The sequence below is a fragment of the Lysobacter sp. 2RAF19 genome (genome assembly GCF_052115395.1).
GTDB lineage: Bacteria > Pseudomonadota > Gammaproteobacteria > Xanthomonadales > Xanthomonadaceae > Noviluteimonas.
Genome location: NZ_JBFRGO010000002.1, coordinates 503,601 through 515,434 on the forward strand (window position 1 = coordinate 503,601; position 11,834 = coordinate 515,434).

Genomic DNA, 11,834 nt, shown 5'->3' on the forward strand with positions numbered 1-11,834 from the left:
GACGTGATTCACTGCCGCGTTCGAAAAATGGCCTCCCCTGCTGGATCAACGAGCCGACCGCCCATGTCGTCGCTGTCGCTGTCCCTGTCCCGAATGTCGCTGGCGCTCGCCCTGTCGGGCGCGTGCGCCGTGGCGTGGGCCCAGCCGCAGCCGCCGAAGCCGCAGCCGCCGCAACCGCAGCAGCAGCCGCGCTCGCCGCATCGCGACCAGCAGCAGGGCCTGTCCGAATCGGTGCGGCGCGCCGAGCGCAACGGCCAGGTGCTCAGCGCCGAGCAGGTGCAGTCCGACGGACGCGACGTGAATCGTGTCAAGATCATCGACGACAAGGGTCGCGTGCGTGTGTTCTGGGATGATCCGGCGGCGAAGCCGCGGGACGGCGGGAAACGGCGGCAGGACAAGCCCCGTACACGCTCCGACGACGACGGCGACCCCACCCTCTGAGCCAACGGCCGCTCAGGCCTTACGCAGACACGGAGTCACCATGCGCATCCTGCTCGTCGAAGACGAAGCCCCGCTTCGCGAAACCCTCTCGGCCCGCCTCAAGCGCGAAGGATTCGCCGTGGACTCCGCCCAGGACGGCGAAGAAGGCCTGTACATGGGGCGCGAAGTGCCCTTCGATCTCGGCATCATCGACCTGGGCCTGCCCAAGATGTCGGGCATGGAATTGATCAAGGCCCTGCGCGACGAGGGCAAGAAATTCCCCGTGCTCATCCTGACCGCCCGTTCCTCGTGGCAGGACAAGGTCGAAGGCCTGAAGCAAGGCGCCGACGATTACCTGGTCAAGCCCTTCCACGTCGAGGAACTGCTCGCGCGCATCAACGCGCTCGTGCGCCGCGCCGCGGGCTGGAGCAAGCCCACGCTCGAATGCGGCCCGGTCGTGCTCGACCTCGCCGCGCAAACGGTGACGGTCAACGGCGGCAACGTCGACCTGACCTCGTACGAATACAAGGTGCTCGAGTACCTGATGATGCACGCCGGCGAGCTGGTCTCGAAGGCCGACCTCACCGAGCACATCTACCAGCAGGATTTCGACCGCGACTCCAACGTGCTCGAAGTCTTCATCGGCCGCCTGCGCAAGAAACTCGATCCCGAAGGCGAGCTCAAGCCGATCGAGACCGTGCGCGGACGCGGTTACCGCTTCGCGATCCCGCGCAGCGGGGATTGACCTCTTAGCCTGTGGGCGACGCGCTCTTCGACAAAGCTCGGTGGCGCGCGCGCTCATTGCAGTCGCGGCAGCTGCTCGCGGCCAGCCTGGGGTTGGTCGCCTTCCTCGCGCTCGCCGGCTACGCGCTCGACCGCGCGTTCCTCGAAACCGCGCAGAGCAATCTCCGCACGCGCCTTGAAAGCTACGCGCTGGAATACGCCAGCGGCATCGAGTTCCTGCGCGACGGCACCCTCTACGTTCCCGACACCCCGCCCGAGCCGCGCTTCGAGCGCCCCGGCAGCGGGCTGTATGCCGAAGTGGTGTTGCCGAACGGGCATTGGGATTCGCCTTCGGCGCAGGGCCCGGAGCTTCCGCTGGGCGGCATGCTCGCGCCCGCGGTCGACAAGTTCGAAGGCCCGCTGCCGATCACCCGCAGCAACGGCCAGTCCGGCGAGATCTACCGCCTCGGCAAGGGGCTGGTGTGGGCCGAGGGCGGGCCGCAGGGCGAGTTCCCGTACACCGTCTACATCTCCGAAGACACCAGCGCGCTCGCATCGCAGATCCGCGTGTTCCGCCGCGCGTTGTGGGGCTATCTCGGCGGCGCGGGGCTGGTGTTGTTGCTGCTGCAGATGCTCGTGCTGCGCTGGAGCCTGCGTCCGTTGCGCCAGGTCGTCGGCGAACTCAGGCGCGTGCATCGCGGCCAACTGGCGCACATGAGTGCGCAGCATCCGCGCGAACTCGAACCCCTCACCGAAAGCATCAACGCCTTCATCGAGAGCGAGCGCGAAAACCTCGACCGCCAGCGCAACACGCTGGCCGATCTCGCCCACAGCCTGAAGACGCCGCTCGCGGTGTTGCGCGCGCGCCTGGACAACCCGACGCCCGAAGCGGAGTTGCGCGAGGAAGTGGCGACGCAATTGCGGCGCATGAACGAAATGGTGTCCTACCAACTCGCGCGCGCGGCCTCCAGCGGCCATGCGTTGTTCGCAGCGCCCATCGACATCGAACCGCACGCCGAACAGATCGTGCGCGGGCTGGAGAAGGTGTATTCCTCGCGCAAAGTGTTGTGCGAATTCGAATTCGATCCCAATGCGCGCTTCCACGGCGAACCCGGCGACCTGCAGGAACTGCTCGGCAACCTGCTGGAGAACGCCTTCAAGTGGGCCAAGTCGCGCGTGCTGCTGACCGTCCGCGTGGGCGACACCTCACCCGGGCGTCGCGATGGCTTGCTGCTCGCCGTCGACGACGACGGCCCGGGCATCGCGACCGAGCGCGTCGCGCAATTGCTGCAGCGTGGCGTGCGTGGCGACGAACGCGTGCAGGGCCACGGCATCGGCCTGGCGATCGTGCAGGACATCGTGCGTGGCTATCGCGGCGAGCTGGAAGTGCGACGTTCGGACGAACTGGGTGGCGCGCGCTTCGAAGTGAAACTCCCGCCCGGCCTCTGACTCAGGCGAAGGGCGAGGGGCCGTACAGGCGTTCCAGGTGCGCGGCGATCGCCGGCATGTCCTTGCGCAGCAACGCCGGCGCGCTGAAGTGGTATTCGGTGCAGACGGCGAAGAATTCCTCGGGCGCCTCGGCCGCGTAAGGATCGATGTCCGTCTTCCGATTGCGGTCCACGCGATCGGCGAACGCGTCGTAGGCCGTCTGGAAATCGCGCGCCCAATCGCGTTGCCAGGCACGCGGCAAGGGCGGCGTGCCATCGAGCACGCCGTCGAGCGCATCGAGTTTGTGCGCGATCTCATGCACGGCCACGCAGAAGCCCTCGCGCGGCGATTCGAAATCCGCCTGCACATCGGCCCACGACAGGATCACCGGGCCGGTTTCCCACGCTTCGCCGATGAGCTCGTCGTCCCATTCGTGCAGCACGCCCGCGGCATCGACGTGCGTGCGATTGACGCGGAAGGCATCGGGATAGACGAGCAGTTGCGACCAGCCGTGCAGTCCCTCGGCGCCGAACTCGATCAGCGGCAGGCAGCACAGGGCGGCGAGTTGGATGCGCTGGAGGTCGTCCAGATGCAGATCGCCGACCGGCGTGATCGCTTTTTCGTGCACGAAGCGCGAGGCGAGCACGTGCAGTTTCGCCTGTCGTTGGGCATCGAGCGGCGCGATGAAGGGAACGTGCGCGATCGCCTCGCGCCAGAGCGCTTCATCGATGGGGTCGGGGCGCAGGAGGCGCCGGAAAAGCGAACGCAAGCGACGAGCTTTGCGGCAGGCTTAGCGGAACATGCCCGGCAGGAAGCTGTGCCAACGCGGCGTCGGCATGCGCGGGGCATCCTCGTCCGTATCGCCGCGCGCGGCAGGCAAGGCCTTCACGGCCTTGGCGCGCACCGGTTGCGAGATCGAGGCGGTGACGCGCGGCTTGGCCGGGGTCTTGGCATTGGCCGCCGCAACGGCGTTCTCGACTTCGTCGCACTGCTGCAGGCTGCCGCCCTTGCCACCGCCACCACCGCCGGGGCCGGCCAGGTGCACATCGCGCGCAGCAACGCCCGTGCTGGCGAGCAGCATCAATACGCAGAACAGGGCACGGGACGTCATGGCAGGATCCTGGTGCGGTGGGGTGCACGGCCAGGGGAACAGGCCCCGGACTATAACGTGGATGCGGCCTGCACGCAGAACGTTGCAAGGGCCGGCGACCGCCTGTCGGTCGGGGGAAACGTAGAATCGCCGCTTCCCCCGCGCCGGCCCCGACCCGCATGGACGACCGCGACCTCCTCGCAAGGCTGGCGCAAGGCCCTGCCAGCGGCGATTCCCTCGCCCGCGCGGCCGGCACCACGCGCGCGGCAATCTGGAAGCGGATCGAGGCTTTGCGCGCGGCCGGCGTCGGCATCGCGGCGCGCCCCGGCAGCGGTTACGCACTCGAACAGCCGATCGACCTGCTCGACGCAACCGCCATTCAGCGAGCGCTCCCCGCGCCGGTGCGTGAGGCGATTGGTACCTTCGAACTGGCGTGGTCGATCGACTCGACCAATACCGAACTGCTGCGCCGCAGCACCGATGTGCGCAAAGCGGACGTTTTGCTGGCCGAACGCCAGACCGGCGGCCGCGGTCGGCGCGGACGCACCTGGGCTTCGCCGCTGGCAGCCCATCTGTATCTGTCGATCGCGCGGCATTTCGGTGGCGGGCTCGCGCGCCTGGGCGGCCTGCCCCTGGTCGCCGGCGTGGCCGCGGCCGAAGCGCTGCATGCGCTCGGCTACACCGACGTCAAACTCAAATGGCCCAACGACCTGGTCGTCGAAGACGGCGCCGGCCTGCGCAAGCTCGGCGGCCTGCTCGTCGAAGGCGGCGGCGAACACGGCGGCCCCGTGCGCGCGGTGATCGGCCTGGGCCTCAACGTGCGCATGCCCTCGGCCTTCGCGCGCGAGATCGACCAACCCTGGTGCGACCTGGCCGCGCTCGCCGAACACGCACGCGTCGAATTGCACACACGCAATGCCATCGCGGCGGTCGTGCTCTCGCATCTGTTGCCGGCCCTGGGCCTGTTCGATCGCGATGGGCTCGATCCCTTCCTCGCGCGACACGCCGCGGTCGACGCCCTCGCCGGCCGCCCGATCGTCCTGCACCAGCACGACGGAAAGCGGAACGCCGTCGCGGAAGGCCTCGCGCCCGACGGTGCATTGCGCGTTCGCCTCGACGACGGTCAGGTGCGTGTGGTCCACTCCGGCGAAGTCAGCGTTCGGACACGCGGGGCATGAAGCAGGACTGGCTGTTCGATTTCGGCAACACGCGACTGAAGTGCGCGCCGCTCGGCGCGGACGGCAGCGTCGGAGCCGTGCGTGCCTGCGCGCCTTCCGAAGTCGATGCCTTGCCCTCGGGCGAGGTGGCGTATGTCGCCAGCGTCGCCGGCGAAGACGCGCGCGTGCAGTTGCTCGATGCCTTGTCGCAGCGCTTTCGCCGCATCTGCCTCGCGCGCACGTCGGTGGCCTTCGGCGCGTTGCGCATCGCGTACGCCCATCCGCAGAAACTTGGTGTCGACCGCTTCCTCGCGATGGCCGGCGCATACGATGCGTGGCCTGCATTGATCGTCGGCGTGGGCACCGGGCTGACGATCGACCTGGTCGACGGCACCGGACGCCACCACGGTGGCCGCATCGCCCCCTCGCCGACGCTCATGCGCGAAATGCTGCACGCCCGCGCGACCCAACTTGCGCCGACGGGCGGCACGTACGTCGAATTCGCCGACGACACCGAAGACGCCCTCGTCTCCGGTTGCGAAGGTGCGGCGCTCGCGCTCGTCGAACGTAGTGTCGCGGAAGCCACGCGCCAACTCGGCACGCGCCCGCAATTGCTGTTGCACGGCGGCGGCGCCGCGCCCTTGCACGCGCACCTCGACGACGCGCACGCCCGTCCGGCGCTCGTGCTCGAAGGCCTCGCGCGCTGGGCGCTCATGGACGTCGTTGCATGAAGCAACGCGCCCTCATCGTGTTGCTGGTCGTGATGAACCTCGGCGTCGCCGCGTGGTGGGTCTCGCGCAAGCCGCCCGTGCAGGAAGACCGCATCGCAGCGCCCGAAGGCGTGCCGCGCCTGCAATTGCTGCAGGAGGCGCCGCAACGCCCGCGCCCCGCGACGCCGGTCCCCGCCGCATCGGTGGCCGTCGCCGCGATCCCGGCCGATGCGCGTTGCGTCTCCTTCGGTCCCTTCGACAATCCCGCCTTGTTGCGCCGCGCACAGGAGCGGTTGGGACCGCAGGTGTTACGCGCGACGGTGCGCAATGAAATCCGCGGCGCGCCGCGCGGGTGGCGCGTGTTCGCGCCGCGCCAGGCCAGCCGCGAAGCCGCGCAGGCCCTCGCCGATCGCATGACGGCGGCGGGCCTGGACGATTTGCTCGTCATGCCGGCGGGCGTGGATCAGGACAGCGTCGCGCTCGGGCGTTTCGGCAGTGAAGACTCCGCGCGCCGCCGCCAGGCGCAGGTGCAGGCGAAGGGGTTCGCGGACGTGCAGGTCGAACCGATCGGCGACGTGCGCACGCAGGGCTGGATCGATGTCGCCGCACCGGCGGCCTTCGACGCAGCCCTCGCCGCGCGGGACATCGCCGCGCCGCGCACGCAACCGGCGGACTGCGCGTCGTTGCGCTGATGCGCCAATGGGGTAGGATGCCCGCGCTTTCGCCGGCATAGCTCAGTTGGTAGAGCAACCGCCTTGTAAGCGGTAGGTCGTCAGTTCGATTCTGACTGCCGGCACCACGCTCCGCGGCGTCCCGCGCCGCATGCGATACCATCCCGGCATGGCTCGCACCTATCCCCCCGTCAGTCTCCTGGGCGCGCCGACAGACGTCGGCGCCGGTCATCGTGGTGCGGGCCTCGGCCCCGAAGCACTGCGCATCGCGGGTTTGCCCGAGGCGCTCATCGCGCGCGGCATCGACCTGGTCGATCGCGGCAACCTCGATGGCCCGCGCAATCCGTGGCAACCGCCGAACGATGGCTACCGGCACCTGAAGGAAGTCGTCGACTGGAACCGCGTGGTCATGGAAGCGGTGGCCTCCGAACTCTCGGCCGGGCGCATGCCCATCCTGCTGGGCGGCGACCATTGCCTGGGCATCGGTTCGATCACCGCGGTGGCCAAGCATTGCCGGCGCACCGGGAAGAAACTGCGCGTGCTCTGGCTCGACGCGCACGCCGATTTCAACACGCACAACGTCACGCCGTCGGGCAACATCCACGGCATGCCGGTCGCGTGCCTGTGCGGCCTGGGCCCGCGCGAACTGACCAACATCGGCGGCAGCGCGCCCGCATTGCAGGCCGGCGAGATCCGCCAGATCGGCATCCGTTCCGTCGACGAAGGCGAGAAGCGGCTGGTCAAGGAACACGGGCTGGACGTGTACGACATGCGCTACATCGACGAAGTCGGCATGAAGCGCGCGATGGAAGCCGCGCTGGAAGGCGTCGACGCCGACACGCATGTGCACGTGAGCTTCGACGTCGACTTCCTCGACCCGAGCATCGCGCCCGGCGTGGGCACCACGGTGCCCGGCGGCCCGAACTATCGCGAAGCGCAACTGGTGATGGAGATGATCGCCGACACCGGGCGCATGGGTTCGCTGGACATCGTCGAACTCAACCCTTTGCTCGATGCGCGCAATGCAACCGCGCAGCTGGCCGTGGACCTGGTCGAGAGCCTGTTCGGCAAGTCGACATTGATGCGCGACTGACGACGCGTCGTTGACGCGGCCTGCACGCGACGAATCAATCCCTGAACGAACCGAGCAACGCTGTGTCGCATTCGACACCGCGTTCACGGCCGCTTGCGTGGAATGCCCTCGCGGACGGCGGAGTGTCGTCCCTTCCATCCCCAGGAGAGACATTCGATGAATCGTACGGCACTCAAGCGCTCCGTTTACCTGCTCATCCTCGCCATGTTCTCGATGAACATGCTCGCCGCCTGCAACACGATGGCTGGCGCCGGCAAGGACGTGCAGAAGGCGGGCGAAAAGGTGGAAGACAAGGCCGAGGACTGCAAGGACAGCCATTGCTGAGGCCCGACGAGGGAGGGAAGCGGCGTACAGGAGTGGCGCCGCGGTATGCATGGAAGCTATGAAAGGGACGGCCCGGTGGACCCCGGGCCGTCCCTTTTCCTTTGCGCCTCATCCACCGCCCGGCGGATCGGGAACGAAGCCGTTCGGGAACGCGCGCGGCGTGTCGCGCCAATACGGCGGACGGGGACGCGGATAAACGCCGATCGCGACCAGCGTGTTGTAGTCGTCGTAACGCAGTTCCGTCACCTGCGAAGGCGAACGCGTGGCGCGCACGAAGTCGGTGCGTTCGACCCGCGACCATTCGCGTGCGCCGTGCCCGGTGCCGAGGCGTTGCGGTTGTTCGCTGGCTTCGGCCGCGGCCTTCGCGCGCGATTGCGCAGGCGCCGCCGCATCGCGCGCCGCGCCGTTGGCCGATGACGGTGCGTCGTACTCCTCGTATCGCACGGGCCGCGCTTCCTGGAACACCGCGATGCCGACGACGCCGACGTTGCGCGGCCGTCCCGTGCGCGCGGCATAGGAATCGGGCAAATCGGTGAAGACGAATTGCGCGATGTCGTCCATCGACTTGCGCCATCCCGCGATTTCCGTGCTCTGCCACGGCTCGAGCACATAGCCGGCCTGCGAAGGCCGCGCGGTTTGACCGGTCACGGCATTGACGCCATCGACGGAAAGCACCACGAGCACGCGCTCGCCGCTGGTGTTGGTCAGGCGCACGCCATAGCGGTGGCCCGGCTTGCCGGCGACCCAGATGTCGCCGCGGAAGGGGGTTTCGGGCAGCCATTGCCCGGTGTCGCGGTCGACCAGGTCGATGTCGACCAGCGCAGCGTGGGCCTGCGGCGACGCGAGCAGGGTGGTGGCGAGCAAGGAGCCGAGTAAGAGCGTGGTGCGCAACATGGGGAACGCCTCGCGAGGGGATGGTGCGTTTCCTCCAACGCACCGCCGCGGCCGGCGGGGTTGAGGCGGCCGCCGGTTACACTGGGCGCCTGCTCGAATGCCTGCGAAAAGGAACACCGTTTTCATGGCCGCCCAGGCTCCCCGCACCCGCGTCCTCACCGGCATCACCACCTCGGGGACGCCGCACCTCGGCAACTACGTGGGCGCCATCCGCCCGGCCGTCGCCGCCAGCCTCGATCCGCAAACCGAGAGCTTCTACTTCCTCGCCGACTACCACGCGCTGATCAAGGTGCAGGAACCGGCGCGCGTGCAACGTTCGACGCTGGAGATCGCGGCGGCGTGGCTCGCCTGCGGCCTGGACCCGGCGAAGGTCTGGTTCTACCGGCAGAGCGACATTCCCGAGATCCCCGAACTGACCTGGCTGCTGACCTGCGTGGCGGGCAAGGGCCTGCTCAATCGCGCGCATGCCTACAAGGCCGCGGTGGACAAGAACCGCGTCGAACAAACCGACGACGATGCGGGCATCACCGCCGGCCTGTTCATGTATCCGGTGTTGATGGCCGCCGACATCCTGCTGTTCAACGCCGACAAGGTGCCGGTGGGCCGCGACCAGGTGCAGCACATCGAGATGGCGCGCGACTTCGGCCAGCGTTTCAACCATCTGTACGGTGAACCGGCGGGCAAACAGTTCTTCGCGTTGCCCGAAGCGGCGATCGAAGAACACGTCGCCACCTTGCCCGGCCTGGACGGCCGCAAGATGAGCAAGAGCTACGACAACACCATTCCCTTGTTCGCGCCGCGCGAGCAATTGAAGAAGCTGATCTTCGCCATCAAGACCGATTCGCGCGCGCCGGGCGAAGCCAAGGACACGCAGGATTCGGCCTTGTTCCAGCTGTACCAGGCCTTCGCGGCGCCCGAGGAAGTGATCGCGATGCGCAAGGCCTTCGCCGACGGCATCGCGTGGGGCGATGCGAAGCAGCAATTGTTCGAACGCATCGATCGCGACATCGCGCCGCTGCGGGAGAAGTACGAAGCGTTGATGGCCGAGCCTGCGAAGATCGAAGCGCTGCTGCGCGACGGTGCGAAGCGCTTGCGCGCACAGTACGCCACGCCCTTGATGCACGCCTTGCGCGAATCGGTGGGCCTGCGGGATCTGTCGACCCAGGCAAGCGCTGCGCAAACCAAGGAAGCCAAGCGCGCCGCGGCGACCTTCAAGCAATACCGCGAGGCCGACGGCAAGTTCTACTTCAAACTCGTCGATGGCGACCGCGTGCTGCTGCAAAGCGAAGGCTTCGACTCGGCGCGCGACGCCGGCCAACTCGTGGCCCGCGCCAAGCAGGACGCGGGGCGCACGCTCGATGCGCAAGCCGGTGTCGTCCGCTTCGGCGACGGCGTGCTCGGTCGCGTGCCGCCCGAGGGCAGCGTCGACGACCTGCGCGCCGCGCTCGCCCGCTTCGCCGAGGAGGCGTGATGAACGCCCTCGTCGAGGTCAATCTCGCCGCGCTCCTGTTCCTTCCCTGGTTCCTCATCCTCGCCGTGCTCTATTGGCTCTATCCGCGGCAGCCGCGTCCGTCCTGGCGCACGTGGTTCGACCTCGGGGCGTTGGCGGCCTCGGCCCTGCTGTTCGTCGCCAGCCTGCACTGGGCGCTGGAGTGGGCCGACCGGGGCTATGGGCGCATGTGGCAGCAGATCGTTGGGACGTCCGTCTCATATGGCGTGTTCCTCGCCGCCCTCGGGCTTGCGTTCTGGGTCCGGCGCCGCATGTTGCGGAAGCAGTAACGGTTTGATGGCGCCCGATCGGTAAAATCTGGCGCCTGTTCAGTTCCATCGTGTCGGCAGGGAAGCCGGTCTTCGAGAGCGTCCTGCGTCCCCCCCGCACGCCATGTCCGCCGTTCCCTCCTCCATCGTGTTCGACGTCCGCGAAGCGGAGCGCCAGGCGGCGCTCGACGCTTACGCGATCGTGGACACCGCACCGGAAAGCGCCTTCGACGACATCGTCCGGTTGGCGGCGACGTTGTGCGACATGCCGGCCGCGGCGATCGCGCTGATCGACAACGACCGCCTGTGGTTCAAGGCGCGCATCGGCATCGACCAACCGCAGCTGGAGCGCAAGCGTTCCCTGTGCGGCCACGCGATCGATGCGCCGTTCGAAACCCTCGTCGTGCAGGATCTGGAGCAGCATCCGGTCTACGCGCAGCGCCGCCGCTTGCTCGGCATGCGCCCGCGCTTCTATGCCGGCGTGCCGCTGCTCAGCCCCGATGGCCATGCGCTCGGCGTGCTCAGCGTGGCCGACGTCGTGCCGCGCATGTTGGGTCTGCCGCAACTGGAAGGCCTGCGCCTGCTCGCGCGGCAAACGCAACACTTGTTCGAGTTGCGCCGGCTCATGCTCGAGCAGGGCCATGCGCGCGCCGACTTGCAGCGCCGCCACGACGACCTGCAATACACCGCGCACCACGACCAGCTCACCGGCCTGTGGAACCGTGCGGGCCTGGAACGCCTGCGCGCGCGCAGCGACGTGCAGCGCGAACTCGCCGCGCAGCCCTACGTCATGCTCGTGCTGGACATCGACCACTTCAAGCGCATCAACGACAAGCACGGGCACCTGTTCGGCGATCGCGTGCTGTGCGCAGTGGCCGATGCGGTGTCGCGTTCGGTGCGCGCCAACGACATCGCCGCGCGCATCGGCGGCGAGGAATTCCTCGTCGTGTTGCCCGACACGCGCCTGGACGGCGGCGCGGAGATCGCAGAACGCATCCGCCGCGCGGTCGAGCACCTGGAATTGCCGGTGCCGGTCACCGTGTCGGTGGGGATCGCCGACGGGCCGTCTTCGCAGAATGGGCCCGAGGGCGTGTTCGAACGCGCGGACCAGGCCTTGTATCGGGCGAAGAAGGGCGGGCGGAATCGCGTGGTCGCGGACGATACGCCGCGTTAAAGCGCTAAATCACCACTCGTTCGGCGTTGCGCCCTTTTCGGGATGGCGCATCTTCACCACGCAGAAGCGTTGACCGGTCGGCGCTTCCATGACCCACCAGCGCTTGACCCATTCCACGCGCCTGGCGCCCAGCGCTTCCAGGCGCGCGACTTCCGCGTCCTGGTCGTCAGTTTCGATATCCAGGTGCACGCGCGAGGGATGCGCGACCTGCTGCACTTCGACCTGCAACGCGCCCGGCGTGTTGGCCAGGTTGGTGTACTCGGCACCTTCCTCGGTGTAGTGCTCGGCCTTCGGCAGGCCGAGCGCCTGGCTCCAGAAGTCCGCGGCGGCCGCGTGGTCGTCGGTGTTGCAGTCGATGATGAAACCTGCGAGCCGGCTGCGGTGCGCCATGG

General features: G+C 68.3%; 15 protein-coding genes and 1 tRNA gene. 12 read left to right on the plus strand and 4 right to left on the minus strand.

Annotated elements, in window-relative coordinates:
- The first annotated feature begins 63 nt into the window (after nt 1–63).
- From AB4059_RS09180 to AB4059_RS09190, 3 genes are read left to right on the plus strand one after another with little or no spacing between them, the layout of a single operon-like run.
- Nucleotides 64–441 (plus strand): hypothetical protein, encoded by a 378-nt coding sequence (locus tag AB4059_RS09180; protein WP_498978609.1) that lies wholly within the window; start codon nt 64–66, stop codon nt 439–441.
- Nucleotides 442–481: 40 nt separating this feature from the next.
- A complete protein-coding gene (locus AB4059_RS09185; RefSeq protein ID WP_156640792.1) occupies nt 482–1,165 on the plus strand; it encodes a response regulator transcription factor in 684 nt (227 codons plus the stop codon).
- An 11-nt stretch (nt 1,166–1,176) separates the two neighbouring features.
- Nucleotides 1,177–2,592, plus strand: a complete 1,416-nt coding sequence (locus AB4059_RS09190; protein ID WP_498978610.1) for an ATP-binding protein — start codon at nt 1,177–1,179, stop codon at nt 2,590–2,592.
- Between the two features lies 1 nt (nt 2,593).
- On the opposite strand, the gene AB4059_RS09195 is transcribed toward AB4059_RS09190, so the two are convergent.
- On the minus strand, nt 2,594–3,340 hold the full coding sequence (locus tag AB4059_RS09195; protein ID WP_498978611.1) for a M90 family metallopeptidase: 747 nt from the start codon (nt 3,338–3,340) through the stop codon (nt 2,594–2,596).
- A gap of 21 nt (nt 3,341–3,361) precedes the next feature.
- On the minus strand, nt 3,362–3,682 hold the full coding sequence (locus AB4059_RS09200) for a hypothetical protein (protein ID WP_498978612.1): 321 nt from the start codon (nt 3,680–3,682) through the stop codon (nt 3,362–3,364).
- A 158-nt stretch (nt 3,683–3,840) separates the two neighbouring features.
- On the opposite strand from AB4059_RS09200, the gene AB4059_RS09205 reads away from it, so the two are divergent.
- The 6 genes from AB4059_RS09205 to AB4059_RS09230 all read left to right on the plus strand — a co-directional run bounded on the left by AB4059_RS09205 (nt 3,841) and on the right by AB4059_RS09230 (nt 7,616).
- Nucleotides 3,841–4,839 carry a biotin--[acetyl-CoA-carboxylase] ligase gene (locus tag AB4059_RS09205; protein WP_498978613.1) on the plus strand — a complete coding sequence of 333 codons (999 nt, stop codon included), beginning with the start codon at nt 3,841–3,843 and terminating at the stop codon, nt 4,837–4,839.
- Complete coding sequence (locus AB4059_RS09210) at nt 4,836–5,549, plus strand: type III pantothenate kinase (protein WP_498978614.1); 714 nt, start codon at nt 4,836–4,838, stop codon at nt 5,547–5,549. Before AB4059_RS09205 ends, AB4059_RS09210 begins: the two co-directional genes overlap by 4 nt.
- Nucleotides 5,546–6,220 carry an SPOR domain-containing protein gene (locus AB4059_RS09215; protein ID WP_498978615.1) on the plus strand — a complete coding sequence of 225 codons (675 nt, stop codon included), beginning with the start codon at nt 5,546–5,548 and terminating at the stop codon, nt 6,218–6,220. Before AB4059_RS09210 ends, AB4059_RS09215 begins: the two co-directional genes overlap by 4 nt.
- A 31-nt stretch (nt 6,221–6,251) precedes the next feature.
- A tRNA-Thr gene (locus AB4059_RS09220) sits at nt 6,252–6,327 on the plus strand.
- Between the two features lie 41 nt (nt 6,328–6,368).
- On the plus strand, nt 6,369–7,292 hold the full coding sequence (rocF, locus tag AB4059_RS09225; protein ID WP_498959849.1) for an arginase: 924 nt from the start codon (nt 6,369–6,371) through the stop codon (nt 7,290–7,292).
- A 156-nt stretch (nt 7,293–7,448) separates the two neighbouring features.
- Nucleotides 7,449–7,616 carry an entericidin A/B family lipoprotein gene (locus tag AB4059_RS09230; protein ID WP_498978616.1) on the plus strand — a complete coding sequence of 56 codons (168 nt, stop codon included), beginning with the start codon at nt 7,449–7,451 and terminating at the stop codon, nt 7,614–7,616.
- 108 nt (nt 7,617–7,724) lie between these two features.
- Here the strand turns inward: AB4059_RS09230 and AB4059_RS09235 are convergent, their stop codons facing one another.
- Nucleotides 7,725–8,510 carry a hypothetical protein gene (locus tag AB4059_RS09235; RefSeq protein WP_498978617.1) on the minus strand — a complete coding sequence of 262 codons (786 nt, stop codon included), beginning with the start codon at nt 8,508–8,510 and terminating at the stop codon, nt 7,725–7,727.
- A 124-nt stretch (nt 8,511–8,634) separates the two neighbouring features.
- Between AB4059_RS09235 and AB4059_RS09240 the strand changes: the two genes are divergently transcribed.
- The 3 genes from AB4059_RS09240 (at nt 8,635) to AB4059_RS09250 (ending at nt 11,442) form a co-directional block, all read left to right on the plus strand.
- A complete protein-coding gene (locus AB4059_RS09240; protein WP_498978618.1) occupies nt 8,635–9,981 on the plus strand; it encodes a tryptophan--tRNA ligase in 1,347 nt (448 codons plus the stop codon).
- Entirely contained in the window at nt 9,981–10,289 is a 309-nt protein-coding gene (locus tag AB4059_RS09245) for a hypothetical protein (protein WP_498978619.1), read from the plus strand. Before AB4059_RS09240 ends, AB4059_RS09245 begins: the two co-directional genes overlap by 1 nt.
- Nucleotides 10,290–10,392: 103 nt before the next feature.
- On the plus strand, nt 10,393–11,442 hold the full coding sequence (locus AB4059_RS09250; protein WP_498978620.1) for a GGDEF domain-containing protein: 1,050 nt from the start codon (nt 10,393–10,395) through the stop codon (nt 11,440–11,442).
- A gap of 9 nt (nt 11,443–11,451) precedes the next feature.
- On the opposite strand, the gene AB4059_RS09255 is transcribed toward AB4059_RS09250, so the two are convergent.
- The gene (locus tag AB4059_RS09255) at nt 11,452–11,832 is read right to left on the minus strand and encodes a VOC family protein (protein ID WP_498978621.1); all 381 of its coding nucleotides are present in this window, start codon (nt 11,830–11,832) and stop codon (nt 11,452–11,454) included.
- Between the last annotated feature and the right edge of the window lie 2 nt (nt 11,833–11,834).

Excerpts from the sequence above, each read along its gene's own strand:
- AB4059_RS09180 (WP_498978609.1), top strand. The coding sequence starts at position 64 with ATGTCGTCGCTGTCGCTGTCCCTGTCCCGAATGTCGCTGGCGCTCGCC.
- AB4059_RS09185 (WP_156640792.1), top strand. The coding sequence starts at position 482 with ATGCGCATCCTGCTCGTCGAAGACGAAGCCCCGCTTCGCGAAACCCTC.
- AB4059_RS09200 (WP_498978612.1), bottom strand. The coding sequence starts at position 3,682 with ATGACGTCCCGTGCCCTGTTCTGCGTATTGATGCTGCTCGCCAGCACG.
- AB4059_RS09205 (WP_498978613.1), top strand. The coding sequence starts at position 3,841 with ATGGACGACCGCGACCTCCTCGCAAGGCTGGCGCAAGGCCCTGCCAGC.
- AB4059_RS09210 (WP_498978614.1), top strand. The coding sequence starts at position 4,836 with ATGAAGCAGGACTGGCTGTTCGATTTCGGCAACACGCGACTGAAGTGC.
- AB4059_RS09215 (WP_498978615.1), top strand. The coding sequence starts at position 5,546 with ATGAAGCAACGCGCCCTCATCGTGTTGCTGGTCGTGATGAACCTCGGC.
- rocF (WP_498959849.1), top strand. The coding sequence starts at position 6,369 with ATGGCTCGCACCTATCCCCCCGTCAGTCTCCTGGGCGCGCCGACAGAC.
- AB4059_RS09230 (WP_498978616.1), top strand. The coding sequence starts at position 7,449 with ATGAATCGTACGGCACTCAAGCGCTCCGTTTACCTGCTCATCCTCGCC.
- AB4059_RS09235 (WP_498978617.1), bottom strand. The coding sequence starts at position 8,510 with ATGTTGCGCACCACGCTCTTACTCGGCTCCTTGCTCGCCACCACCCTG.
- AB4059_RS09240 (WP_498978618.1), top strand. The coding sequence starts at position 8,635 with ATGGCCGCCCAGGCTCCCCGCACCCGCGTCCTCACCGGCATCACCACC.
- AB4059_RS09245 (WP_498978619.1), top strand. The coding sequence starts at position 9,981 with ATGAACGCCCTCGTCGAGGTCAATCTCGCCGCGCTCCTGTTCCTTCCC.
- AB4059_RS09250 (WP_498978620.1), top strand. The coding sequence starts at position 10,393 with ATGTCCGCCGTTCCCTCCTCCATCGTGTTCGACGTCCGCGAAGCGGAG.
- AB4059_RS09255 (WP_498978621.1), bottom strand. The coding sequence starts at position 11,832 with ATGGCGCACCGCAGCCGGCTCGCAGGTTTCATCATCGACTGCAACACC.